The organism is Xanthomonas sp. LF06-19 (genome assembly GCF_034105425.1).
Classification (GTDB): Bacteria; Pseudomonadota; Gammaproteobacteria; order Xanthomonadales; family Xanthomonadaceae; genus Xanthomonas_A; species Xanthomonas_A sontii.
Map to the genome: position 1 here is coordinate 60,681 of NZ_JAXGGH010000012.1, position 24,160 is coordinate 84,840.

The 24,160-nt window shown below is 68.9% G+C and carries 18 protein-coding genes, 2 pseudogenes and 1 riboswitch; of the genes and pseudogenes, 7 read left to right on the top strand and 13 right to left on the bottom strand.

Annotation, left to right across the window (positions count from 1 at the left end):
• Positions 1-379: 379 nt before the first annotated feature.
• The 3 genes from SLW55_RS19310 to SLW55_RS19320 all read right to left on the bottom strand — a co-directional run bounded on the left by SLW55_RS19310 (position 380) and on the right by SLW55_RS19320 (position 5,396).
• Complete coding sequence (locus SLW55_RS19310; RefSeq protein WP_267083633.1) at positions 380-3,307, bottom strand: TonB-dependent receptor; 2,928 nt, start codon at positions 3,305-3,307, stop codon at positions 380-382.
• A gap of 219 nt (positions 3,308-3,526) precedes the next feature.
• A complete protein-coding gene (locus tag SLW55_RS19315) occupies positions 3,527-4,387 on the bottom strand; it encodes a hypothetical protein (protein ID WP_148827644.1) in 861 nt (286 codons plus the stop codon).
• Between the two features lie 115 nt (positions 4,388-4,502).
• Complete coding sequence (locus tag SLW55_RS19320; RefSeq protein ID WP_026143742.1) at positions 4,503-5,396, bottom strand: Hsp33 family molecular chaperone HslO; 894 nt, start codon at positions 5,394-5,396, stop codon at positions 4,503-4,505.
• 81 nt (positions 5,397-5,477) lie between these two features.
• Here SLW55_RS19320 and mtgA point away from each other — a divergent pair, with 81 nt between their 5' ends.
• From mtgA to SLW55_RS19335, 3 genes are all read left to right on the top strand, one after another.
• The gene (gene mtgA, locus SLW55_RS19325; protein ID WP_152237444.1) at positions 5,478-6,221 is read left to right on the top strand and encodes a monofunctional biosynthetic peptidoglycan transglycosylase; all 744 of its coding nucleotides are present in this window, start codon (positions 5,478-5,480) and stop codon (positions 6,219-6,221) included.
• A 189-nt stretch (positions 6,222-6,410) separates the two neighbouring features.
• Positions 6,411-7,433, top strand: coding sequence for a glycosyltransferase family 2 protein (locus SLW55_RS19330; protein WP_320745566.1), 1,023 nt, complete (start codon positions 6,411-6,413; stop codon positions 7,431-7,433).
• A complete protein-coding gene (locus SLW55_RS19335; protein ID WP_043090869.1) occupies positions 7,393-7,821 on the top strand; it encodes a CBS domain-containing protein in 429 nt (142 codons plus the stop codon). The genes SLW55_RS19330 and SLW55_RS19335 overlap by 41 nt, the downstream gene beginning before the upstream one ends.
• 151 nt (positions 7,822-7,972) lie before the next feature.
• Here SLW55_RS19335 and SLW55_RS19340 read toward each other — a convergent pair whose 3' ends face one another.
• Positions 7,973-9,928 carry an AsmA family protein gene (locus tag SLW55_RS19340; RefSeq protein WP_320745567.1) on the bottom strand — a complete coding sequence of 652 codons (1,956 nt, stop codon included), beginning with the start codon at positions 9,926-9,928 and terminating at the stop codon, positions 7,973-7,975.
• Between the two features lie 382 nt (positions 9,929-10,310).
• On the opposite strand from SLW55_RS19340, the gene SLW55_RS19345 reads away from it, so the two are divergent.
• Positions 10,311-10,655 carry a hypothetical protein gene (locus SLW55_RS19345; RefSeq protein WP_320745568.1) on the top strand — a complete coding sequence of 115 codons (345 nt, stop codon included), beginning with the start codon at positions 10,311-10,313 and terminating at the stop codon, positions 10,653-10,655.
• Positions 10,656-10,795: 140 nt separating this feature from the next.
• Here the strand turns inward: SLW55_RS19345 and SLW55_RS19350 are convergent, their stop codons facing one another.
• From SLW55_RS19350 to SLW55_RS19375, 6 genes are all read right to left on the bottom strand, one after another.
• Entirely contained in the window at positions 10,796-11,467 is a 672-nt protein-coding gene (locus SLW55_RS19350) for a hemolysin III family protein (RefSeq protein WP_152181821.1), read from the bottom strand.
• Positions 11,468-11,576: 109 nt separating this feature from the next.
• Positions 11,577-13,181, bottom strand: coding sequence for a peptide chain release factor 3 (locus SLW55_RS19355; protein ID WP_152237441.1), 1,605 nt, complete (start codon positions 13,179-13,181; stop codon positions 11,577-11,579).
• A gap of 76 nt (positions 13,182-13,257) precedes the next feature.
• Positions 13,258-14,631, bottom strand: coding sequence for a hypothetical protein (locus tag SLW55_RS19360; RefSeq protein ID WP_320745569.1), 1,374 nt, complete (start codon positions 14,629-14,631; stop codon positions 13,258-13,260).
• Entirely contained in the window at positions 14,628-15,569 is a 942-nt protein-coding gene (locus tag SLW55_RS19365; protein WP_320745570.1) for an ABC transporter ATP-binding protein, read from the bottom strand. The genes SLW55_RS19360 and SLW55_RS19365 overlap by 4 nt, the downstream gene beginning before the upstream one ends.
• Positions 15,535-15,924 (bottom strand): GntR family transcriptional regulator, encoded by a 390-nt coding sequence (locus SLW55_RS19370; protein ID WP_320745571.1) that lies wholly within the window; start codon positions 15,922-15,924, stop codon positions 15,535-15,537. Before SLW55_RS19370 ends, SLW55_RS19365 begins: the two co-directional genes overlap by 35 nt.
• Before the next feature lie 67 nt (positions 15,925-15,991).
• Entirely contained in the window at positions 15,992-16,726 is a 735-nt protein-coding gene (locus tag SLW55_RS19375) for a M23 family metallopeptidase (protein ID WP_320745579.1), read from the bottom strand.
• A 244-nt stretch (positions 16,727-16,970) separates the two neighbouring features.
• Positions 16,971-17,089: riboswitch (SAM riboswitch) on the top strand.
• A 70-nt stretch (positions 17,090-17,159) separates the two neighbouring features.
• Between SLW55_RS19375 and SLW55_RS19380 the strand changes: the two genes are divergently transcribed.
• Genes SLW55_RS19380 through SLW55_RS19390 form a run of 3 tightly spaced genes read left to right on the top strand, consistent with a single transcriptional unit; the run spans position 17,160 to position 20,493 of the window.
• Positions 17,160-18,197, top strand: coding sequence for a homoserine O-succinyltransferase (locus tag SLW55_RS19380; protein ID WP_026144514.1), 1,038 nt, complete (start codon positions 17,160-17,162; stop codon positions 18,195-18,197).
• Positions 18,194-19,411 carry an O-succinylhomoserine (thiol)-lyase gene (locus SLW55_RS19385; RefSeq protein ID WP_160946433.1) on the top strand — a complete coding sequence of 406 codons (1,218 nt, stop codon included), beginning with the start codon at positions 18,194-18,196 and terminating at the stop codon, positions 19,409-19,411. Before SLW55_RS19380 ends, SLW55_RS19385 begins: the two co-directional genes overlap by 4 nt.
• A 32-nt stretch (positions 19,412-19,443) precedes the next feature.
• Positions 19,444-20,493, top strand: coding sequence for a homoserine dehydrogenase (locus SLW55_RS19390; protein ID WP_320745580.1), 1,050 nt, complete (start codon positions 19,444-19,446; stop codon positions 20,491-20,493).
• Positions 20,494-20,648: 155 nt separating this feature from the next.
• On the opposite strand, the gene SLW55_RS19395 is transcribed toward SLW55_RS19390, so the two are convergent.
• The 3 genes and pseudogenes from SLW55_RS19395 to SLW55_RS19405 all read right to left on the bottom strand — a co-directional run bounded on the left by SLW55_RS19395 (position 20,649) and on the right by SLW55_RS19405 (position 24,137).
• Positions 20,649-21,968: a glycoside hydrolase family 18 protein gene (locus SLW55_RS19395; RefSeq protein WP_320745581.1), complete on the bottom strand. Its 1,320-nt coding sequence runs from the start codon at positions 21,966-21,968 to the stop codon at positions 20,649-20,651.
• Positions 21,969-22,238: 270 nt separating this feature from the next.
• Positions 22,239-22,700 (bottom strand): annotated as a pseudogene (locus tag SLW55_RS19400) (Ig-like domain-containing protein); the annotation flags it as partial.
• A 432-nt stretch (positions 22,701-23,132) separates the two neighbouring features.
• Positions 23,133-24,137, bottom strand: a pseudogene (locus SLW55_RS19405) (alpha/beta hydrolase).
• Between the last annotated feature and the right edge of the window lie 23 nt (positions 24,138-24,160).

A 24,160-nucleotide genomic window follows, 5' to 3' on the forward strand; every position in this document is an offset into this window, starting at 1 on the left:
CCAGTTCGTCGTACCGACGCATCGCGCCAGTCGGCTGGCGCGATGGATCAGTGCGCTGTAGGACTCCGAAAACGCTTGGGCCCTGGAATCGTCCAACGATGCAGGGACGTTATGCATGCATCGTCATATGTGCGCAACGCGCATCGCGCTTGTGCCAGTCCGGCGCGCGGCGCATTGAAGTTCCGCGCATGCCATTGCCGTGTGCGAATGTCGCTGCCGTTTGCGGGGTGCTGCCCATGTCGCGGCGGGCGCTGCAGCATCTCCACAGATTCATGCGTGCGCCAAGCGCGTGCGCTGTCGCTTCCCGTTACGCAACTCGCAAAAAACAACGGCTCCTTGCGGAGCCGTTGTGGTGACACGTTTACCGATCGCCAGGCGATCAGAAGCGCTGCTGGTACTTCATGTAGATGAAACGGCCGATGTCGTACCCGCCGTAGTACGAGTAGCCGGAGGCCGGCTGCGAGTACGACGGAGCGGCGTAGTGCTCGAACACGTTGTTCGCGCCGACGGCGATGGTCGCGTTCCACGGGGTGTTGTAGCTCACCTGCACGTCGTGGAAGACGTTGGCGCCGATGCGGTTGACCGGGTAGGTCGCGCCCGCGTACTCCGGAGCGGTGAAGTTCGGCTCGCTGCAACGGTCGTCGAAGTAGCACTGCTCCTTGGTGCTGGAGTAGTAGCGGGTGCTCCAGGTGACCGCCCAGTCGTTCATCTGCCAGGTCAGGCTCAGGTTCGAGCGCAGACGGAAGTAGCTGCCGTTCTTGTTCTGGTAGCCGTTCTGCTGGCTCGGCGGAGTATCCGAGTTGTCCTGCTTCAGCTCGTTCTTGGCCACGTAGCTGCTCAGCCACGCCGCGGTGAAGTTGCCGTACGCGGTCTCGAAGCGGTAGGTGACGTCGAGGTCGTAGCCTTCCGTTTCCTGGTAACCGGCGTTGCGCAGACCGAAGGCCAGCGCGGTGATGTTGCCGGCGGCGTTGCGGGTGAAGCCGGTGCAACGCGAGGCGATGCCGCGCAGGTAGCAGTCTTCCAGCAGCGTGGTCGGGTCATCGGAGACGATGGTGTTCTCGATGCGCACCTTCCACCAGTCCAGCGACGCGTTCAGGCCGGTGACGAATTCCGGGCTCCACACCAGACCCAGGGTCTTGGAGGTGGAGGTTTCCGGGGTCAGGGTCGGAGTCGAGCCGGAGGCGAACGGGACGTTGCTCTGCTCGCCCGGGCCGTTGGCCGGCGCGGTGCCCGAGGCATTGAGCTGGCGGAAGCCCGCCGGCACCACTGCCGCGCAGCGCGCATTGCCCGCCGCCGTGCCGAACTTGGTATCGCACGGATCGGTGTAGTACTCGAAGCTCTGCGACAGGCCGCCGTACAGGTCGGCGATGGTCGGCGCGCGGAAGCCCTGTGCCCAGGTGCCGCGGACCAGCAGCGAATCGATCGGCTTCCACTTGAAGCCGAACTTGCTGTTCACGGTGTCGCCGAAGTTGTCGTAGTCGGAGTAGCGGCTGGCCAGCGACAGACTCAGTTCCTTGGCGAAGGCCACATTGGCCAGCAGCGGCACCTGGAACTCGGCATAGACTTCGTCCAGGCTGTACTTGCCGCGGGTCGGGCCGGCAGCCAGGTCGGTGGAGATGCCGGTTTGCGCCATCGCATCCGGAGAGAAGCTGCCGCTTTCCTGGCGGTGCTCGACGCCGACCGCCACGCCCAGGTCGCCTGCCGGCAGGGTCACGATGCTGCCGGAGATGTTGGCGAAGAAGTTCTTGGTCTCGGTCTTCGAGATCGCCTGGCCGTCCTGGTACAGGAACGCGCGCACGTTCGGATCGCTCAGGCCGTTGGCGCCCTTGTAGCCTTCCGGCAGCAGGGGATTCCACGGGGTGCAGTTGCCGCCCGAAGTGCCCAGCGCGATCGGATTGGCGGCCGAGCCGCACTGCGCCACGCCGCTGCCGTTGATGAAGGACGGGCCGGTGGCCAGGCCGACGGCATAGGTGTTCAGGTTGCCGGTGCTGACCTGCACACCCTTGTTCTGGTTGTACAGATAGCCCGCGTCCCAATCCCAGAACTTGCCTTCGCCCAGCTCGAAGCTGCCGCTGAAGGCGCCGGTGAAGCGGTAGGTGGTGAGGTTGTTGCGCACTTCGCGCGGCACTTCCCAGCCGCGACGCACGTACTGCACCGCCTGCGGCGCGGTGCCCGGAGGCAGGCCGCCGGTGGCCTTGTTGCCGACCGGATTGAACACGCTGTCGGCCGACAGGCCGTCCTGCGACAGCACGAAGTTGGCGCTGTTGAACGGATAGCCGGAGTTCTGCGCGAACGACTCACGATCGGTGTACAGGACGCTGGTGTCGAAGCGGATGTTGTCGGTGAAGTTGAAGGTGCCGTTCAGGAACGCGGACTTGCGCTCGATGCCGCTGTACACGGTCGAGGCCAGCGCCGGGTTGGACACGTCGGAACTGTCCAGCGCGCGGTAGCTGTTGATGTTCGCCGGATCCAGGCCCGGGACATCGCGACGCAGGGTACGGGTGACGGTCTGGCCCGCGCCGTTGCGATAGGCGAAACGGCCGTACTGGCTGGTGCCGGACAGGCCGCCCGGCCGCGACTCGGAATCTTCGCCGGTCGGGAAGCGGGTGCGGCTGAACCAGCGGTCGCGCGCCCACACCGGATCTTCCTTGGTGTACTCGACGCCGGCGGTCAGCGAGCCGCGCTCGCCGGTGCTGCCGATCATGAAGTCGTAGACCTGACGCTGGCCGTCGCCCTGGCCCCACTGGCCGACATAGGCGTTGGCTTCGGCGCCGTCGAAGTTCTTGCGGGTGATGATGTTGATCACGCCGGCGATGGCGTCGGAACCGTAGATGCTCGAGGCGCCGTCCTTCAGCACTTCGATGCGCTCGACCGCCACTGCGGGGATCGAGGACACGTCCTGCAGGCCGCCGTTGGTGCTGCCGAGGCGCTTGCCGTCGACCAGCACCAGCGTGCGCGATGCGCCCAGGTTGCGCAGATCGATGTAGTAGCCGCCGACGGCTTCGCCGGAGGACAGCGGAGAAGTGCGGCTGACGGCCGGGGAGCCGGCGGTGGGGATGTTCTGCAGGATGTCGGCGACCGACTTGAAGCCCTGCTTCTCGATCTGGTCGCGGCTAATCAGCAGGACCGGCTGCGCGGTCTCGGTGTCGACCTGGCGGATGCGCGAACCGGTGACTTCGATGCGATCCAGGTTGGTGGCGCCGCTGCCGCTCGCGTCCTGAGCGACGGCTGCGCCCGCGGTGCCACCGGCGCCCACGACAAGCGCGAGCACCACTGCATCACGCAGGGTGTTGGTCTTGCAATTCATTAGCTCTCTCTCCGAAAGATTGGGTAAAGCCCAAGGTTTGCCTGTGGGCGGAATCGAAAATGCGATTCCAAATCCCTTCAGGGTGCCTGGATGGTATCCCGGTCGGAGGAAGAATTAAAGTCCCGTTAACAAAGCGGTGTTTTGACGTGAATTGGAGTAAAAATCACGTATCCATCACAAAATGCGGTGTGATGAGGCGGCGCTTGCCGCAAGTGGTCGCTACAGATCCTGCTCGTAGCGCACGTAGGGGATGGTCCCCTCTTCGGTGCTGATGTTGTTCGGCGAGAACGGGTTCTTGCCGCGGGTGATGACGTTCTCGGCCCCCACGGTCAGCTGGCCGCTCCACGGGGTACGCCAGGTCAGGCCCACGCCCAGGCCGGTCCACTTGCCGGGTTGGCCGGGGGCGTCGACGACACGGCCGATCACGTTGGCGCTGAACGAGCCGTAGCCGCCGCCGATGCTCAGGCTCTTGCTGTCCCAGCGGTCGAGCATGGCCGGGGTGGCGTCGGCGATCGGCACCAGGCGCGCCTTGGCGTAGGTGCCGCCGATCGAGACGAAGCCCTCGCGGCCGATGTTCTGCTGCGCGAAGACGGTCAGGTCGTTCTGCTCCATCCGCATCGACGGCGTCTTGTTGGCGCCGGCCAGCCAGGCGGGGAGGTTCTCGCGGCCGGTGCCCGCCGACAGCGACAGGCGCCCGCCGGGGCGGTTGAAGGTGGTGGTGGCGGCGACATGGTGGCCGGTGGTGCCGTCGTCGTCGCCCAGGCTGGCCAGCATGCAGTGGCTGGCCAAGCCGCTGATGCTGCCGCCGCTGGCGCTGTTGCACAGCAGGCCCAGCGAGTCGCCGGAGGACAGGCCGAACGCGGCATCCAGGGAGTTGCGGCCGAAATGCCAGCGCGCGCCGACCGCCTGTTCGCCGGTGGGCTCCAGGTACAGCAGCGCCTCGACCTTGCCGCTGCCCTTGTTCCAGACCGGCAACACGGTGCGGTCGTGACCAGTGGCGGGCTTGCTCTGCGCGTGCGCACCCGTGCTCGCCGCGAGGGCGATCAGCAGGGCGAGCGGTAGGCGCAGGAAGGGTCGCATCAGCAATCTGAGACTTGGGGCGGGCACGAAAGTTCCCGCCGGACAGGGTGGTCGATGCTAGAGGGTTTATGTTTCTTTAACAAGTCGGACTCCCCGGTCGCGACGCGCGTTTCAGCTAGTGCAAGCGCTCCGAGGACGTCGGTTCAGCCTGCGTTACGGCAAACAATACTCCGAATTCCGTCAAGGGGAAGTCATAGTGGCGGCCGCAGAACTCGCAGCGGATCTCAACTTGGCCGGTCGCCTCGGCCGCCGCCCGCGCTTCTTCCTCGCCGAGCGAGCGCAGCATCGCCGCGACCCGCTCGCGCGAGCACGAGCAGCCGAAGCGCAGCGGGCGGTCGCCGAGCAGTTCCGGGGTCTCCTCGTGGAACAGCCGGTGCAGCAGGGTTTCGGCCGGCGTGGCCAGCAGTTCGGCCTCGCCGACGGTCTCGAACAGCGCGCCGGCGCGGTTCCAGCCGTCCTCGTCGCCGGCGTCGCCCGGCAGCTTCTGCAGCAGCAGGCCGGCGGCGTGCGTACCGTCGGCGGCCAGGATCAGCCGCGTCGGCAACTGCTCGGACTGGCGGAAGTAGTCCTCGAAGGCTTCGTCCAGCTCGGCCGAGGACATCGCCACCAGACTCTGGTAGCGCTGCGGTTCGCGCGGGTCCAGGCCGGGGTTCTCGATGGTGATCGCCAGCAGGGCATCGTCGCCGAGCACGCGCAGGTCGCGCGGCGCGTCCTGGCCTTCGCCCAGCTGGACGATGCCGCGCAGCGTGCCGGCGGCGGTGCACTCGGCGAACAGGGTGCGCAGCGCGCCCTGGCTGCGCAACTGCACCGACAGGCGCCCGTCGACCTTGGTATGGCCGGTGAACAGGGCCGCGGCGACGCAGGCCTCGCCCAGCAGTTCGGTGGCCGCGGCGGGATAGCTGGCCGGCGCCAGGATCTCGCGCCAGGTGTCGTGCAGGCGCACGTGCACGCCGCGCACGCCGGCGCCGGGGAGCAGGAAGCGGGTCAGACGATCGTCGGAAGAATGCATTGCGGCCTCGCTGCGCATGGGAAGATGGCGACCGCACGAGAGTGGATCGTCACGGTGGACCAGATCGAAGAAAGCATAGGAATGGGGGCGGGGCGCCGCGATGCAAGTGGCGCCCTTCCGGCGCGTCCACGGGCCAGGCGCTGGCGGCGCTGGCTGCTGCTGGCGCCGTTGCTGTTCGTGCTGGCGAGCGTGTCGCAGGTGTTGCTGCTGCGCTTCGTCGACCCGCCGTTCTCGGCGATGATGCTGGAGCACCAGCTTGGCGCCTGGGCCAGTGGCGACTGGTCGTACCGCATCGCGTACGACTGGCGCGACACCGCGCAGATCGCGCCGAGCCTGCCGATCTCCCTGGTCGCCGCGGAGGACCAGCGCTTCCCAAGCCATCACGGTTTCGATCTGGATGCGATCGAGAAGGCGCGCGACCACAACGCGCGCGGCGGCCGTCTGCGCGGCGCCAGCACCATCAGCCAGCAGGTCGCCAAGAACGTGTTCCTGTGGCAAGGCCGCAGTTGGTTGCGCAAGGGCCTGGAGGCCTGGTACACGGTGCTGATCGAGGCGCTGTGGTCGAAGCAGCGCATTCTGGAGGTGTACGCCAACGTCGCCGAGTTCGGCGACGGCGTGTATGGCGCACAGGCGGCGGCGCGCAGCTTCTGGAACAAGGACGCGGCGCAGCTGACGCCGGCGCAGAGCGCGCTGCTGGCGGCGGTGCTGCCGGCGCCGCAGCGCTACAACGTCGCGCGTCCCGGCCCGTACGTGCAGGGACGCGCCAACTGGATCCAGCGCCAGACCCGGCAACTCGGCGGGCCCGCCTACCTGCAGGCGCCATAGGCTTGAAGCCCCTCTCCCACCGGGAGAGGGGTTGGGGTGAGGGTACGGCGGCGCGCGCGAATTGGGCTCGGCGGTACCCGTACCCTCATCCGCCCCTTCGTGACACCTTCTCCCAGTGGGAGAAGGGAGGAGTTCGTCAGGCGCCGCGCGCCGCTGGTGAACCCGCAGGCGGCTCCGTACCATCCGCCGATGGAATCCGAACGTCTTACCGTGGTCGTCACTGCGTTCAACGAGGCGCAGACCCTGCCGCTGTTGCACCCGCGCATCGTCGCTGCGCTCGACGCCGTGCCGAGATTGGAGGGGCGGGTGCTGTACGTGGACGACGGCAGCCGCGATGCGACCTGGGAGACGATCCAGACGCTGGCCGCGTCCGATCCGCGGGTCGGCGCGCTGCGTCTGTCGCGCAATTTCGGCAAGGAACTGGCGCTGACCGCCGGTCTGGACTGCGTCGATCGCGGCGCGGCGATGCTGCTGGACGCCGATGGGCAGGATCCGCCGGAACTGATCGGACAGTTCGTCGCGCATTGGCGCGCCGGCTACGACGATATCTACGGTACGCGCCTGGTGCGCGAAGGCGAGGGCTGGCTCAAGCGCGGCACCGCGGCGCTGTTCTACCGGGTGATCGGGCGCCTGTCGAAGACGCCGATCCCCGCCGATACCGGCGATTTTCGCCTGCTGTCGCCGCGCGCGCTGGCCGCGCTGCGGCAATTGCGCGAGCGCCACCGCTTCATGAAGGGCCTGTTCGGCTGGATCGGTTTCCGCCGCCTGGCGGTGCCGTACCGGCGTGCGCCCCGCCTGGCCGGGCGCAGCAAGTTCAGCCTGTGGCGGTTGTGGAACTTCGCCCTGGACGGCATCACCGGCTTCTCCACCGCGCCATTGCGGGTGGCCACCTATCTCGGGCTGGCGACCGCGGTCGGCGCCTTCCTGTTCGCGATCTGGGTGGTGGTCAAGGCGGCGCTGTGGGGCGACCCGGTGGCCGGCTGGCCGACGATGATGGCGGTCATCCTGTTCCTGGGGGGCGTGCAACTGATCGCGCTGGGCCTGATCGGCGAATACCTGGGCCGGCTGTACGAGGAATCCAAGCAACGTCCGCTGTACCTGGTGGAGACCTGGCGTGCACCGGGCGAAGGAGTATGCTCGGCCGTGCGATCCAGCGAACCGGGAGGCAGCGATGCGGACGGTACGGCAGGTCTTGAGCGAAAAGGGCAATGAGATCCACGCGGTCGCGCCGGACACGGCGGTGATCGAGGCGCTGCGGCTGATGGCCGCCAAGGGCATCGGCGCGGTGCTGGTGCTGCAGGACGGACAGCTGTCCGGGATCCTGTCCGAGCGCGACTACGCACGCAAGGTGGTCCTGCAGGACCGCTCCTCGGCGACCACGCCGGTGCGCGACATCATGAGCAGCAGGGTGCACACCGTGGACCCTTCGCAGAGCGTGCAGCAGTGCATGGAACTGATGACCGGGCAACGCATCCGCCACCTGCCGGTGGTGGACGCCGGCACCGTGATCGGCGTGATCTCGATCGGCGACCTGGTCAAGGCGGTGATCGAAGAGCAGCGCGAGGAGCTGGATCAGTTGCAGGAATACATCAGGAGCTGAGGGGCTGGGAATCGGGAGTGGGGAATCGGGAATAGGAAGTCAAAAGCAACGATCCCCTGCAGCCATCCGTGCATCGTCGCCTGACAAGATCGATACGCGGAACGCGCTTTTGCTCTCGCGATTCCCTATCCCCGATTCCCCACTCCCGGCTTCAACGGCCGCACTGAATATCCTTGCCCGGCCCGGTCTCGATGGTGGCCAGCAGCGCCGCTGGCGGGGCGATGCTGCCCAGGGCGACAGCGATCGCGCCGCGCAGGCCCAGGGCCTTGAGGTCGGGGCGGAAGCTGGGGTCCTTGAAGGTGCCGCCGACGCGCAGCGGCGAGCGCAGGGCGAGGATGCTGTGGTCCTTGGGTTGCGCTTTCAGCAGCAGGTCCAGGCGTTCCTGGCCCAGGTCGATGGTGCCGCTGCCGACCAGCAGGGTGTCGGTGCTGTCGAAGGCCAGGCCGCGCGAGGTCATCACCCCGTGCTGGACACCGAAGTCGCCGAACGCACAGCGCACCGGGATCTCGCGGTCCTTGGTCACCAAATACTTCAACGATTCGGCGATATCCAGCCCGGCCAGCTCCATCACCAGGTTGCTGATTCGGCCCTTGCCCATGCCGATGGCGACGCTGCCGTCGGCGTTGCCCAGCATCTGCGCGATCGAGTTGCCGCTGCCCGCCAACGCAATCTCGCCGCCGATCGCGCCCGCCGCTTCCTTGGCCAGTTTGCCGTCGGGGAACAGCTTGCCCAGCTGCACGCCGCGGATCGACACCTGCGCGCGGGTGAACAGCGTGGGCTTGCGTGCATCCATGCGGATGTCCGAGCGCAGGTCGCCGCCGGCCACGCCGAAGTTCAGCGGTTGCAGCAGCAGGACGCCGTCGTCGAGCTTCAGGTGCGCGTCCATGTCGTCCAGCGGCAGCGACGGCGCATTGATGCGCTGCGCCTTCCAGCGCACGTCGGCATCCATCGCGCGCAGCTTGCCGAGGTCGTATGGGGTGGACGGCAGCACCTTGTCGGTGGCGGCGAGCTTGGCCGCCTGCGCCTTCTGCTCGGCGTTGGCGGTCTCGCCGGCGCCGGTGCGCGGCGGCGCGCCGACGAAGCCGGCCAGATCGTCGAAATCCAGCCGCTGCGAACGCAGGTCGGCGCGCAGGAACGGGCGCTGGCCCGCAGTGTCGATCTGCACCGTGCCGGCCAGGTCGCTGTCGCCGGCGCGGCCGCGGAAGTCCTGGTAGTGCCAGCGATCGCCGTCGCGCTGCAGGCGTCCGTCCAACTGGTAGGGCGGTGTGGAGGGAATGGCGATGCCCAGCAGTGGATACAGGTGGGCCATGTCGGTGCCGGCCAGTTGCAGTTGCAGGTCGAACACGCGCAACTGGAACGGATTGGTGAGGGTGCCGCGCATGTGCGCGCGGGTGCTGCCGGCGCTGCCGCGCAGGTCGACGCGGAACGGGTGGTCGCTCTCGCTCAATTCCAGCGGTGAGGCGGTACTGCCTTTCAGGGTGAAGGGATTGCCGCGCCAGCGGCCATCGCCGCTGACCGCGATCGGCGGGGCGGCATCGCCACGGCGGCGCTGCCCGACCTGGCTATCGACGGCGATGTCGATCTCGGTGCGCCCGGCCGGATCCTGGAAGCGCAGGTGTCCCTGCTGTACCAGCAGGGCGCCGAGCACGACCGGACGGCCGCCGTCGGACTGGCCGAACACCCAGTTGCCGGGCTGTCCGTTCGGTCCAGTCTCCAGCAGCAGATCGGGCTTGGTCAGGCGGATCTCGGGGATGCGCACGCGGCCGCGCAGCAGCGGCCACAGCGCGATATCCAGTTCGGCGCGGTCGGCGCTGGCCATCTGCGGCTGCTTCGACCAATCGGCATTAGCGAAGCGCAGGCGATCGCCGCGCAAGGTGACGATGCGGCCCAGATCCACGTCCAGGTTGCCGTCGATATGGAAGGCGCGGCCGGTACGCGCCTGCACCGCGCGTTCCACTGGCGCCTTGAACCAGTTCCAGTCGAAGATCAGGATGATGACGAGCAGGAGCAGCACCAGCGCGCCGAGCACGAACGGCCAGCGCCGCAGGCGGCCGTCGTTGCGCCGCCAGGGCCAGGAGCGGGATGCGGAAGCGGGGTCGCGAGCCATGCGGCCATCCTAGGCAGACGCCGTGCACGGGGTGCGAAAGCGGACGGGATGGCGGGCCCGATGGGCGTTGTCCGCGTCCACACCATGGATGCATGATGCCTGTGGGCTGGCCGCGGGATCAAACGCTGCCGCTCATGAGTCAGAGATCGCTGGCTGCGGTTCCAATTTGTTGGATGTGGAAGGTGGCGTTCTGGCTGCCTATTGCAGCGCAGTGCATCACCCTTGGTCCCGGTCAATCAGCGGTCGTCGGTGTATTTGACAGGGGATGCGTGTGAGAGAGTCAGCCAAGCGCTTCGGCAGGTTTCCACTCGTCGTCGCTGCCTTTTGTCTCGTGTCGCCGTTGGGTGGCGCGTCTCAGGCGGATGTGGATCCGGCGCAGGTTGTGCGCATCGACGTCGGGAACATCGATCCGATTGAAGTGGGCATTCTGGCGCCGAGCGGAAGATTCCTTGTTTTGATGGACAGCGAGACCCAGTGCGAGGGCGTTTCGGCAACCGGTGGGCGCGTGGTTATTACGCCTGCCATCGCGGCCGGGATGTATTGGGATGCGGAAGGCAAGGAGCAGGTGGTCGCCGCATTCTCGGAAGTTGGAACCTTCACGATCCATGTCTCCGACAACCTCGAAACGGAACCGGATGGGGCGTTCGCGACGAAGCACCGCTATGTCAACCAGCATCCATCGCACATGATCGTCTCTGCTGGAGCGTGTCAGAAGCGCAAGAGCTGATCGGCGTTGATGCAGAGCGCACGCCATGCGCTCGACATTCCAAGCGAGTGCGTGAATAGGTGTTGCGATGGCAGAGCGGTCCGTCATGCCGCCCTGGGATGGCGGGTGTTCGGGACGCCGGCGAACGGCCGATGGTCTGCCTACAGCACCTGGCTGGTCACCGCCACGAAGTGGCAGACGCTGCCGGCGAGGACGAACAGATGCCAGATGGCGTGGAAGTAGCGCACGGTGTCGCGCTGGTAGAAATACGTGCCGAGGGTGTAGAACAGACCGCCGGCCAGCAGCCAGCCCAGGGTCCAGGCGTCGACGGAGCGTAGCAGCGGTTCGATCGCCACCACGATCAGCCAGCCCATCGCGATGTAGAGGATGGTCGACAGCAGGCGGAAGCGACCAGTGAAGAACAGCTTGAAGATCACCCCGGCCACGGCGATGGTCCAGATCGCTGCGAACAGGCCCCAGCCCCACGGGCCGCGCAGGCCGATCAAGGTGAACGGCGTGTAGGTGCCGGCGATCAGCAGGTAGATCGCGCAGTGGTCGAAGATCTGCAGGCGCGCCTTGGCGCCGGGATGCGGGATGGCGTGGTACAGCGTCGAGGCCACATACAGCAGCAGCAAGGTGACGCTGAACACGATGGCGGTGGCGAGCTGCCAGCCGTCGCCGTAGATGGCGGCCAGGGTGATCAGCACCGAGCCGCCGGCCAGCGCGGCGATGGCGCCGAGGCCGTGGGTCAGGGCGCTGGCCAGTTCGTCGCGCCAGTCCGTGGAAGGCTGCGCGTCGGCGTTCGAGTAGGCGGGCGACCGGTCTGCATCCATGGGCCCGCACGGTACCGCAATTGCGAGCGGTTCGCATCCGCTGCGGCGCAACACCGCGCCGCCGGTTGGGCGTGCGCTCAGCCGGCGCACGCCCGCGGTCACATGGCGGTCATTCCACCGCCACGCTGTGCGCGTGTTCGCGCGTGGCGGCGAAGCGCACGTCCGGCGCGCGTTCCTGCGCCAGTTGCAGGTTGACCCGGGTCGGCGCCAGGTAGACCAGTTCGCCGGCGGCGTCGATGCCGAGGTTCATCGCGTTCTTCTCGCGGAACTCTTCCAGCTTCTTGGGGTTGTCGCAGTGCACCCAGCGCGCGGTGACCACGCCCACCGGTTCGAAGCTGGCGTCCACGCCGTACTCGTCTTTGAGCCGGTAGGCGACCACGTCGAACTGCAGCGTGCCGACCGCACCCAGGATCAGGTCGTTGCTCATCAGCGGGCGGAAGAACTGGGTGGCGCCTTCCTCGGACAGCTGCGCCAGGCCCTTCTGCAACTGCTTGAGCTTGAGCGGGTCGCGCAGGCGCGCGCGGCGGAACAGTTCCGGGGCGAAGTTGGGAATGCCGGTGAACGACAGCGACTCGCCTTCGGTGAAGGTGTCGCCGATGGAGATGGTGCCGTGGTTGTGGATGCCGATGACGTCGCCGGGATAGGCCTCGGCGGCGATCTCGCGGTCGCTGGCCATGAAGGTCAGCGCGTTGGCCAGCTTGACCTCCTTGCCGGTGCGCACGTGCAGGGTCTTCATGCCGGCGGCGAAGCGGCCCGAACAGATGCGCATGAACGCGACGCGGTCGCGATGCTGCGGATCCATGTTGGCCTGGATCTTGAACACGAAGCCGGTCAGCTTGTCCTCGCCGGCCTGCACCTGGCGGCCGGTGGTGGCGCGCGGCTGCGGCGGCGGCGCGTGCTCGGCGAAGAAGTCCAGCAGCGGCTGCACGCCGAAGTTGTTGACGCCGGAGCCGAAGAACACCGGGGTCTGCTTGCCGGCGCGGTAGGCGTCCAGGTCGAAGGCGTGGCTGGCGCCCTGCACCAGTTCCAGTTCCTCGCGCAGGTCGGCCAGCATCTGTGCGCCGATCTTCTCGGCCAGGCCGGGCGCGTCCAGCGACGGGAAGATGGTCGAGTCCTGGCGGGTGAAGTTGCGGCCGGGCTCGTACAGGTGCACTTCGCCGGTCACCAGGTGCACCACGCCCTTGAGGCGCTGGCCCATGCCGATCGGCCAGGTCACCGGCGCGCATTCGATGCCGAGCACGGTCTCGACCTCGTCGAGCAGGTCGATCGGATCCTTGCCCTCGCGGTCGAGCTTGTTGATGAAGGTCATGATTGGCGTGTCGCGCAGCCGGCACACCTCCATCAGCTTGATGGTGCGCTCTTCCACGCCCTTGGCCACGTCGATCACCATCAACGCCGAGTCCACCGCGGTGAGCACGCGGTAGGTGTCCTCGCCGAAGTCGGCGTGGCCGGGGGTGTCGAGCAGGTTGATGATCTTGCCTTCGTACGGGAACTGCATCACCGACGAGGTCACCGAGATGCCGCGCTCCTTTTCCAGCGCCATCCAGTCCGAGGTGGCGTGGCGGGCGGCCTTGCGGCCCTTCACCGAGCCGGCCATCTGGATCGCCCCGCCGAACAGCAGCAGCTTTTCGGTCAGCGTGGTCTTGCCGGCGTCGGGATGGGAAATGATGGCGAAGGTGCGGCGGCGCGCAGCTTCGGTGGCGACTTCGGACATGGGCGGCACGCCCGCAAGGGGCGTCATCGGCAACGGAGGAAGCCGCCGATTATAGCGGGCTTCCCGCGGCGGCCGTTCAGTTGAGCAGCCAGGGGTGCGGGCGCTTGCTGGATTGGCGTGCCACCAGGTTGTAGACGATGACCATGCCGAGCAGCAGCAGGCTCCAGGCCGGCGCCAGCCAGTGCGGCGCCACCGCGCGGGGCAGGCCGACCTGGCCGATGCTGATGGCGCCCAGCAGCGTCAGTGCGCAGTGCGCCACGACCAGCGCCAACACGCTGCGCGGCCAGCGCAGGCAGGCCAGCAGGATGGTGCTGGCAAGCAGGGTCCCGGTCAGGGTGATCGACACCGTCAGTGGGTAGTAGGCGGTCGGGGCGTGTCTGAGCAGCCCGAGCAGCCAGGACAGGCCCAGCCACGGCAGCATCGCCGCGATCGCGCATTTCAGCACCACCTGGTTGAACAGCGTGCCGATCTGCCCGGGTGCGCCCAGGCCGGGCAGCAGGGCGCTTTCCATCAGGCCGAGGTTGCCGTGCTTGCGCCACAGCCACAGTCGTTGCAGGAACTTCGCGCTGGACAGGTTGGCCATGACGTTGGCCAGGATCAGCGGCAGCGTCGGCGATTGCGTGCCCACCAGCAGCAGCGTCCACAGCAACACCAGCGACGGCATGACGAGGACGGCCAGCGCGGTGCCGGCCGCGCTGCCGGGAGCGAAACCTGGACCGAGTGCGAAGCGCATGGCGCGTTCCGGTGCGCCGTGCAGGTCCGAGGGAACGCTGGGGCGCGCGATGCCCTGCATCCACCCACGGCGCCCGGTTTGCGATGCGACCACCTGCCTGATCGCGCCATCGCTGGGCAGGCGCGGCTGCAGGTTCATCCACAGCGGACGCAGCCACGGCGCGAGCGCGACGGGCCGAGGCGTGCTGGCGCGGCGGTACGCCCACGTCGCGCCCGCCACACACGCCGCAGCGATGACCAGCATGGTGCTGCGCGGGTACGCGTCCAATGGCACGCCGACCCAGTAGTGCAGCATGAAGCCGAGGGGCGGCAGACACAGCAGTGCGGTACTGGACCACGCTGGCGCTGTCGCCAGCAGCAGCCCGCCGGACGCGCACAGCAGCAGTGTCGGTGCCGTCAGACTGGGATCGCTGCCGCGCGGCGTGTAAAGCAGGACCGGCAACAGCACGGTGCCGGCCACCGCCAGTGCGAACAGGCGCGCGAAGCGCTTGCGTAGCCCCGGAAGGCGCAGGCGATGCGCCTGCTCGAGCAGGCTCAGCAAGCGTGCGCCGAGTCGTGCCCAGAGCAGCAGCACGATGGGACAGGTCAGCACCAGCGGCGATGGCGGATTGTCGACCCACGTCAGGGCCAATGCCGCGGCGATCACCCAGGGGTAGACCCATCGGGTCCTGCCCGATGCCGCGTACAGCAGGCGCACATCGGCGAGCAGGCGCTTCATCCCGCCACCTCGATGAACAGGTCCTCCAGGCCGAGCCGGTCGATGCGCAGACCGGGCACGCCGAGCAGGGCGGAAGGCGGTTCGCTGGCGTGCAGCAGTACGGCGGTGCCGCCGTCGGCGCTGCGGCGCCGTGCGAGTTCGCCGCGCAGCACGGCGTCGCCGAGCAGCGCGGCGGCGGCCGACGGCAGCGTGAGTCGCAACACGCTGTCCTTGAGTTCGTCCAGCGGCTGGTCCAGCAGCAGCCGGCCCTGGTGCAGGAAGGCCACGCGCGAGGCCACACGTTCCAGGTCGCTGACGATGTGGCTGGAGAACAGCACGGTGGTACCGGCATCGCAGGTTTCGGTGACGATCTCGCGCATCAGGTCGCGGCGCGCGACCGGATCCAGCGCCGAGGCCGGTTCGTCGAGCACCAGTAGCGCCGGCCGCGCCGCCAGCGCCCGCACCAGGGCCAGACGCTGGGCCTGGCCGGGCGAAAGCGTGTCGATGCGCTGGCGGCGGTCCAGTTCCCAGCGCTGCAGCAGCGTGTCGGCGCGCTGCGGGTCCCAGTGCGGATAGAGCTGCGCGGCGAAGGCGAGCAGTTCCGTCACGCGCATCCAGCCGAAGGCCTGGGGCTGCTGGGGCACGAAGCCGATGCGCGCCTTGCGCGCGTCGTCCAGGCGCAGCGCCGGACCGCCGAATACGCGCGCCTGGCCGCGCTGCGGCTGCAGCAGGCCGAGCAGGCAGGCCAACAGTGTGCTCTTGCCGGTGCCGTTGCGGCCGATCAGCCCGACGACCTCGCCGCGCCCGATCTGCAGGCCCACGCCCCGCAGCACGTCGCTGGCACCGAACGCCAGGTGCAGGTCGTGCGCCGCCAGCGGCAGGTCCATGTCCAGGTCGGTCTGGATTGCGCTCTGCATCGCCACGCTACTCATCGCCAGGTTCTCCAAACAACTGTTCAAGACGTTCGATCACGGGAGGCACCGGCAGGCCCAGTTCGCGGCAATGCCGGACCAGTTCCTGCAGCCGGGGTTCGATCAACTCCAGGCGCTGCCGTTGCGGTGCGGCGGCGGTCGCAGCCACCGCCATGCCGCGGCCGCGCAGGCGTTCCAGCACGCCCTCGGCCTCGAGCTGGCTGTAGGCGCGCGAGACCGTCATCGGGTTCACCGCGTGGGCGGCGGCGACCTCGCGTACCGAAGGCAGACCGTCGCCTGGGCGCAATTGCCCGGCGGCGACCAGGCGGCGGATCTGTTCGGCGATCTGCCGGTAGATCGGCTCGGGGGCGCTGGGTTGCACGTGGAGGTGGGTTGCATCCATGTGTATTAATACATCAATACACTTGGCGAATGTCAATGCGTTTGCCGACGAACGGTAGGCGGCGCGCTCAGGGTGGGGCGGGGTGGGCGAAGCGCAATTCGCCCAGCGGGCCGGCCATCCGGAACGGCACCGATTCCAGGCGCAGGCCGCGGTTGAGCTGGACGGCGAAATGCAGGTGCGGGCCACTGCTCAGGCCGGTGTTGCCGGACAGGCCGAGGCGGTCGCCACGCTGCACCGCCTGGCCCACCCGCACCTGCACGCCGCCGGGGGCCAGGTGCGCGTAGATCGCCATGCTGCCGTCGGCGTGCACCACCCGCACCAGATTGGCGGCCTGACCCAGGCGCGGGTCGGTGCCGGACTCGCGGAAGTCGTCGCGCACCTCCATCACCACGCCCGCGCGCGCGGCCAGCACCGGCGTGCCGTCGGGCAGGGCGAAATCCAGGGCATAGGCGTTGGCCGGGTCGCGATGGCTGAAGGCGCCGCCGAAGCCCTGGTCGATGCGCACCGGGCGATCGGCGAAGGGCAGGGCATACAGCACCGCGTCGGCATGGGCGCGCGGCGAACCGGGCACCGCCTCGATGCGCAGCCGGGCGCCGTCGCCGCCCGTCTCGGCGAGGTCGCCGGAGGGATACAGGCGCGCGACCACGCGGCGCTCGCCGGCGGCCAGCTCCACCGTCAGCGGCAGCGCGGGGACGGCGGTGAAGCCGGCGCTGTCGCCGAGCAGGCGGATCTGCACCGGGCCGCCAAGCGGATTGCCCAGTGCGACCTCGCGCAGGCCGCTGTCGCGGGCGGTCACCTGCAGCCACGCCGGCGGTGGCTGTGGTTCGGGCCGCGGAGCATTCCAGCGCAGCAGCGGTTGCGCAGGCGTGCCGGTCGCCAGTGCCAGCGACAGGATCACGGCAAGCCAGCGGCGGGAGCGGCGTCGGCGCACGGACAGGGGCAGCGATGGGGAAAGCGGAGTATGGCCGAGGCCAGGGATCGAAAAATCATATCGCTTCATCCGAATAAAGAGATTGACATGGCCGAAAATCGCTGGCATCGTGGCTCCACCATCGAGACCGGCGGAGGGACAGGCCCTTTGATGCCGGGGCAGCCAGCGGACGCGCAAGCGCCCGTGTAGGTGCCAAATCCTGCGGGGACCACCGCGTCCGCCGAAAGATGGTTCGATCCATGCCTTCTGCATGGCGAACGCGAGCTCCGCGAAGCTCGATGGCCGTTCCTCTCCGGATACCGCCATGCGCCTCGTGAACTCGCCTGATCGCCCCACCTCCGCCACTCCGTCCCACGACCGCGTTGCCGCGCCGGCCGACGGCGTGCACGCGATGCGTGGCGAGATCGCGGTCGCGCTGCCGCTGCGCCATGCCGGCGTGCAACTGTTGCGCCTGCGCTACGAACTGAGCGGCCCGGCTGCCGCGCCGGTGGTGTTCGTCGCCGGCGGCATCTCCGCGCACCGCCATCTCGCCGCCAACGCCAGTTTTCCCGAGAAGGGCTGGGCGGAAGGCCTGGTCGGGCCGGGGCGGGCGCTGGATCCCACCCAGCGGCGGCTGCTGGCGTTCGATTTCGTCGGCGCCGACGGCAGCCTGGACGCGCCGATCGACAGCGCCGACCAGGCCGATGCCATCGCCGCGCTGCTGGACGCGCTGGACATCGCGCAACTGCACGGGTTCGTCGGCTACTCCTACGGCGCGCTGGTCGGCCTGCAACTGGCGGTGCGGCATCCGCAGCGCCTGCAGAAGCTGATTGCGGTCAGCGGCGCGCACCGCGCGCATCCGTATGCCGCCGCCTGGCGCGCGCTGCAGCGCCGCGCCGTGGCGCTGGGCCAGCTGCAATGCGCCGAGAGCCACGGGCTGTCGCTGGCGCGGCAGTTCGCGATGCTCAGCTACCGCACTCCGGAGGAATTCGGCGAACGCTTCGACGCGGCGCCGGAAGTGATCAACGGCCGCGTCCGCGTCGCCGCCGAAGACTACCTGGACGCCGCCGGCGCGCAGTACGTGGCGCGCACCCAGGTCAACGCCTACCTGCGCCTGTCCGAATCCATCGACCTGCATCGCATCGAGCCGGCTGCCGTCGCCGTGCCCACCGTGGTGGTGGCGGTCGAGGGCGACCGCCTGGTGCCGCTGTCGGACCTGGTCACCCTGGTCGAAGGCCTGGGCCCGCGCGGCAGCCTGCGCGTGCTGCGTTCGCCCTACGGCCACGACGCCTTCCTGAAAGAAACCGATCGCATCGACGCGATTCTCGCCACCGCCCTTCGCCCCACCGGAGTTGCCGCATGAGCACTGCCCACGACACCGATCTGCCCTGTAGTGCCGCCACCGCCGCGGTCCGCGCCGGCATCGACCGCGATACCGCCTACGGTGCGGTGACCCCGCCGATCGTGCTGTCGTCGAACTTCAGCTTCGACGGCTTCGGCAACAAGCGCCAGTACGACTACACCCGCAGCGGCAACCCCACCCGCGACTTGCTCGGCGAAGCGCTGGCGGAACTGGAAGGCGGCGCCGGCGGCGTGATCACCGCCACCGGCATGGGCGCGATCAACCTGGTGCTCAATGCGCTGCTGCAGCCAGGCGACAAGCTGGTGGTGCCGCACGACGCGTACGGCGGTAGCTGGCGCCTGTTCAACGCGTTGGCGAAGAAGGGCCACTTCGAACTGATCACCGCCGACCTGACCGATCCGCGCTCGCTGGCCGATGCGTTGGCGCAGGCGCCGAAGCTGGTGCTGATCGAGACCCCGTCCAACCCTCTGCTGCGCATCACCGACCTGCGCTTCGTCATCGACGCCACGCACAAGGCCGGCGCGCTGGCGGTGGTCGACAACACCTTCCTGTCGCCGGCGCTGCAGACCCCGATCGCCTTCGGCGCCGACCTGGTGATCCACTCCACCACCAAGTACGTCAACGGCCACAGCGACGTGGTCGGCGGCGCGGTGATCGCCGCCGATCCCGAGCTGCACCAGCAACTGGTGTGGTGGGCCAATGCGCTGGGCCTGACCGGCTCGCCGTTCGACGCGTTCCTGACCCTGCGCGGCCTGCGCACGCTGGATGCGCGCCTGCGCGCGCACCAGGAAAACGCACAGGCGGTGGTGGAACTGCTGACCACGCACGCCGCGGTGCGCCAGGTGTACTACCCCGGCCTGGCCTCGCATCCGGGCCACGCGGTGGCGGCACGGCAGCAGCGCGGCTTCGGCGCGATGATCAGTTTCGAACTGGCCGGCGGTGAGGCCGAGGTGCGCGCCTTCGTCGACGGCCTGCGCTACTTCACCCTGGCCGAATCGCTGGGCGGCGTGGAGAGCCTGATCGCGCATCCGGCGACCATGACCCATGCGGCGATGACCGCCGAGGCGCGCGCCAAGGCCGGCATTTCCGACGGCCTGCTGCGTCTGTCGGTGGGTATCGAATCCAGTGCGGACCTGGTCGCCGATCTGCAGGCCGGCCTGCAGCGCGCGCAGCGCGCCGGCGAGGCGCTGGCACGCAAACGGGTGGACGCGTGAGCAGCGGGTTGGCCGATGCGCCGTCGGCGCCGCTGCGTGCGGCGCCCGCCGTGGCAACCGCGCGGCTGGGCCTGCTCGGCACCGGGACCGTCGGCCGCGCCTTCGTCGCGCGCTACCAAGCGTTGCAGCAGCGCCGGCCTGGCCTGCCGACCTTCGCCTGGCTGGCCAATTCGCGCACCGTTGCCGATTGCGCGGTGACGCCGGCGCAGGCGCTGGCCGCGGCCAATGCCGCCGCGCGCACGGCGCAGGCGGTGACGTTGCCGGAGGATCTGGGCCGTGGCGACATCGTGGTCGACGCCACCGCCAGCGAGGCGGTGGCGCAGCGCCATGCCGAGTGGCTGCGGCGCGGCGTGCACGTGGTCACCGCCAACAAGCTCGGTCAGGGCGCCGCGCTGGCGCGGGCCGAACAGATCCAGGCCGCCCGCCATGCCGCCAGCACCCATTACGGCGACAGCGCCACGGTCGGTGCCGGGCTGCCGTTGCTGAGCAGCCTGCGCGCGCTGGTTGCCGGCGGCGACCATATCCATGCGGTGGAAGGCGTGCTGTCCGGCTCTTTGGCCTGGCTGCTGCATCGCTACGACGGCCACCGCGCCTTCTCCGCGTGCGTGCGCGAGGCCGCGGCCGCCGGCTACACCGAGCCCGATCCGCGCGAGGACCTGTCCGGCGAGGACGTGCGGCGCAAGCTGCTGATCCTGGCCCGCGCCGCCGGCCTGCCGTTGCGTGCCGAGCAGGTGCAGGTGGAGTCGCTGGTGCCGGCTGCGCTGGCCACGATGCCGCTGGCGCAACTGGATGCCGCACTCGAACAATTGGACGCGCCGCTGGCGGCGCGCCTGGCGCAGGCGCAGGCCGCCGGTGCCTGCCTGCGCTTCGTCGGTCGCTTCGATGCACATGGCGCCTCGGTGGGCCTGCGCGCGCTGCCGCTGACGCATCCGCTGGCCAGCGGCGCCGGCACCGACAACCGCGTCGCCATCCACAGCGACCGCTACCTGCAGCAGCCGCTGCTGATCCAGGGGCCGGGTGCGGGCGCCGATGTCACCGCGGCGGCCTTGCTCGACGACGTGCTGCGGATCGCGGTGCGCTGAGCGAAGCGAACGACGCCCGCCATCACGTGCGGGCATCGCGGTTCGGACTGGGGCGATCCCGACGGCAGTCGGCGTGTAGGCAACGCGCCTACACGCCGATGCGTGCGGGTCACGCGGCACGGCCGTCGCGCGTTGCACGACGGCCGCGCCGCAGCTCATTGCAGGCCCTGGCCCATGGTCTTCAGCAACTCGCCCTGGTAGTCGCCGCTGAATTCCCAGAAGAACGCGCCGCCCAGGCCCTGGGTCTTGACGTAGTTCATCTTCTCGGTGACCAGCGCCGGGTTGTCGTAGCTCCAGAAGGTGCTGCCGTCGTACTTCCAGTGCGCATGCGCCTGCGCGTCGACGTAGCTGGTGCCGGCGCGGCCGCGCAGCACCTTGTAGTCCTCGATGCCCGCCTCGTAGGTACCCGGTGCGGCGCTGCCGCTCTGGTACAGGCCATGGTTGACGTTGGGCACGTTGGTCCAGCCACGCCCGTAGAAGCCGATGCCGAGGTTGAGCTTGGCGGCGGGCACGCCACGGTCGAGGAAGGCCTGGATGGCGTCGTTGCTGTTGTAGTAACGCTGGTCGCCGCTGGACGGATCGGCCGGCGACTCGAACAGCGCGGAGTGGTGATTGGTCTGCGGATCCCAGGCGCCGTGGAAGTCGTAGGTCATCACGTTGAGGTAGTCCAGGTATTGCGCGTACAGGTTCGGGTCGGTGACGCGGATCTTGTCGATGCCGGCGCCGACCGCCACGGTCAGCAGCAGCCCCGGCCGCACCTGGTCGAGCTGGCGGCGGAACTCGGCCAGCAGCGCGGTGAAGTTCTGCCGGTCTTCGGCGCTGCCGCAAGCGATGCCGCAGGCCACCGGGTATTCCCAGTCGATGTCGATGCCGTCGAACACGCCGGCCGCGGCCGCTGCGCCGCCGGCGCCGTCGGTGACCGGCAGGTTGCCGCGGATGTAGGCATCGATGCACGAGGCGACGAAGGCCTGGCGGTTCTCGGCGCGCGCGGCGCTGGAGAAGCCGCGCGACCAGGTCCAGCCGCCCAGCGAAATCAGCACCTTCAGCCCCGGATGCGCGGCCTTGAGCTTCTTCAACTGGTTCCAGTTGCCGCGCAGCGGTTGGTCCCAGGTATCGCCCACGCCGTCCACGCTCTGCGCGGCGGAGAACGCCTTGGTGTAGTCGGCGAAGGCATCGCCGCCGGCGCCGGTGCTGCTGTCGGAGGGTTGGGTGACGCCGACTTCGCAGCGGTTGTTGCGGACATTGACGAAGGCGTAGTTGATGTGGGTCAGGTAGCCAGCGGCGCCGCTGGTCTGGATGTCGCGCACCTGGTAGTTGCGGCCGTAGATGCCCCACTGGGTGAAGTAGCCGATCACGCGCTTGCCGCCGCCGGCGCTGGCGGGCAGGGTACGCACGTTCAGCGTGGCGCTGCTGGCCGAGACGTTGCCGGCGTTGTCGCGGGCACGGACCGCGTAGGCGTACGCAGTGTCGGCGATCAGTGCCGAGTCGGTGTAGCCGGTGGTGCTGGAGGTGCCCACGCGATTGCCGTCGCGGAGGATGTCGTAGCCGGCCAGGCCGCTGCCGCCGGCGTTGTCGGAGGCGGCATTCCAGGTCAGGGTGATGGCGTTGCTGGCGCGCGTGGCGGCGGCCAGGCCGGTCGGCACGCTCGGCGCGGTGGTGTCGGTGGACGCCGCCGCGATAGTGATTGTGACGGCGGCCGAGGTGGTGCGCGCGCCCGCGTTGTCGGTGGCCACGGCGGTGAGGCTGTAGTCGCCGGCCGCCGCGCCGCTCCAGGCCAGTGTGTACGGCGCGCCGCTGACGCTGCCCAGCGAGGTGCTGCCGCGGAAGAATTCGACCCGCGCCACGCTGCCGTCCGGATCGCTGGCCGACGCCTGCAAGGCGATGGTGGTGCCGACCACGAAGCGGGTGCCGGTCGTGGGCGCGGTCAGCGCCACGCTCGGTGGCTGGTTGCTCGAACTGCCATCGCAGGTGCCCAGGTCCTGGTACCAGCCGCAACTGGTGCAGTAGGTCGGCGCGGTGTTCCAGATCGGACCGTTGGCGCGGTACAGGTGGCCGGCGTAGGTCAGGGTGTCGCCGGCGGCGTAGATGGTGGCCGGGTTCCAGGCGGCGACGCCGGTGCACGCGGCGGCCCTGGCCTGGCCGGGTGCGAGGCCGGCCAGAACGAGACAACAGAACAGCAACCACGATCCAGCGGATTTCGTGTTCATGGTGACGCCTCCGATGCGGTAGGTAGCGCGACTGAGGAGCGGCGGTGAGCCGCTATCTGGTTCCTTGAGTCCGATCACCCGGGGGCTTGGAGACGCGTGGCGCCGACGTCGTTTGACTCGCACGCGGACCGGGCACACGCAGGGTCCGAATGAGAAGACAACGTTGTCAACCGAAAAATCCGACGAATGCGAGACAGATCCAGGATTGCTGCGATGACAACGTTTTCATGATTGTTCGATGCTGCGGTGCAGTGTGGGTGTGTCGAGGTACCGAAGCGTGCGTGGTGCAGGGCGTGAGGCACACCGCCGAGCGGATGCGTGCAGCGCGCGCTGCTTGTCGATGCTGCCGCGACGACCCGAGAGATTCCGCGGCAAGACGCGTTCGCGCCGCCGTGCAAGGTCAGTGACCGGACCTGTCGCGGGTGCGCGCGCTCAGGGCGCCGTGTCCAGCGCCTCGAGCAAGGCCGCATTGAAGCGTTGTGGCGCTTCCACTTGCGGCGAATGGCCGAGGTCGTCGAAGGCGACCAGGCGCGCGCCGGGAATCGCCGCAGCCGCGCGCTTGCCCAAGACCGGGTAGTCGCCCAGGGTGGCCGCCAGCGCCGGTGGCGCCAGGTCCTTGCCGATCGCGGTCCGGTCGCGCTGGCCGATGAACAGGGTGGTCGGCACGCGCAGTTGCGGGAAGCGCTGCACCACCGGCTGGTTGAACACCATGTCCGAGGTCAGCGCCTGGTTCCAGGCCACGCGGTCGCCGCCGGGACCGGCGTACAGGCCGGCCTGCATGCTCACCCAGCGGTCTCACTCGGGCTTCCACTGTCCGCCGTAGTAGACGGTCTGCTGGTACTGCTTGATCGAAGCCGCGTCGGTCTTGCGCTCCTTGGCGTACCAGTCGTCGACGCTGCGCCACGGCACGCCGGCGGCCTTCCAGTCCTCCAGCCCGATCGGGTTGACCAGCAGTAGCTGGCTCACGTCCTGCGGGTACTGCAGCGCGTAGTGCGCGGCGAGCATGCCGCCCATCGAATGGCCGACGATCGCGGCGCGGGTCACGCCGGCCTGTTGCAGCAACGCATGGGTATTGGCCGCCAGTTGCGCGAAGCTGAACTGATAGGCCTGCGGCTTGCTCGACTTGCAGAAGCCGATCTGGTCCGGCGCCAGCACCCGGTAGCCCTGTGCCACCAGCGCGGCGATGGTCGATTCCCAGGTCGCCGCGCAGAAGTTCTTGCCGTGCAGCAGCACCACGGTGCGGCCGTTCGGCGTGCCGGTCGGGGCCACATCCATGTACGCCATCTGCAGCGGCTGGCGCTGCGAGTCGAAGCGGTACCAGTGCACCGGATAGGGATAGGCGAAGCCTTCCAGTTGCGCGCCGTAGCGCGGCGCCGCATCGGTGGCGGAGGCGAGCGGCGACAGGGCGAGGGCGGCGAGCAGCAGGCAGTGGCGCATGGGAGCAGGGCGGCAGGCGTGAT

Coding starts and splice junctions, on each gene's coding strand:
- SLW55_RS19385 (WP_160946433.1), top strand. CDS start 18,194: ATGAGCACTGCCCACGACACCGATCTGCCCTGTAGTGCCGCCACCGCC.
- SLW55_RS19355 (WP_152237441.1), bottom strand. CDS start 13,181: ATGTCCGAAGTCGCCACCGAAGCTGCGCGCCGCCGCACCTTCGCCATC.
- SLW55_RS19340 (WP_320745567.1), bottom strand. CDS start 9,928: ATGGCTCGCGACCCCGCTTCCGCATCCCGCTCCTGGCCCTGGCGGCGC.
- SLW55_RS19310 (WP_267083633.1), bottom strand. CDS start 3,307: ATGAATTGCAAGACCAACACCCTGCGTGATGCAGTGGTGCTCGCGCTT.
- SLW55_RS19350 (WP_152181821.1), bottom strand. CDS start 11,467: ATGGATGCAGACCGGTCGCCCGCCTACTCGAACGCCGACGCGCAGCCT.
- SLW55_RS19315 (WP_148827644.1), bottom strand. CDS start 4,387: ATGCGACCCTTCCTGCGCCTACCGCTCGCCCTGCTGATCGCCCTCGCG.
- SLW55_RS19380 (WP_026144514.1), top strand. CDS start 17,160: ATGCGCCTCGTGAACTCGCCTGATCGCCCCACCTCCGCCACTCCGTCC.
- SLW55_RS19370 (WP_320745571.1), bottom strand. CDS start 15,924: ATGGATGCAACCCACCTCCACGTGCAACCCAGCGCCCCCGAGCCGATC.
- SLW55_RS19320 (WP_026143742.1), bottom strand. CDS start 5,396: ATGCATTCTTCCGACGATCGTCTGACCCGCTTCCTGCTCCCCGGCGCC.
- SLW55_RS19335 (WP_043090869.1), top strand. CDS start 7,393: ATGCGGACGGTACGGCAGGTCTTGAGCGAAAAGGGCAATGAGATCCAC.
- SLW55_RS19330 (WP_320745566.1), top strand. CDS start 6,411: ATGGAATCCGAACGTCTTACCGTGGTCGTCACTGCGTTCAACGAGGCG.
- mtgA (WP_152237444.1), top strand. CDS start 5,478: ATGGGGGCGGGGCGCCGCGATGCAAGTGGCGCCCTTCCGGCGCGTCCA.
- SLW55_RS19360 (WP_320745569.1), bottom strand. CDS start 14,631: ATGAAGCGCCTGCTCGCCGATGTGCGCCTGCTGTACGCGGCATCGGGC.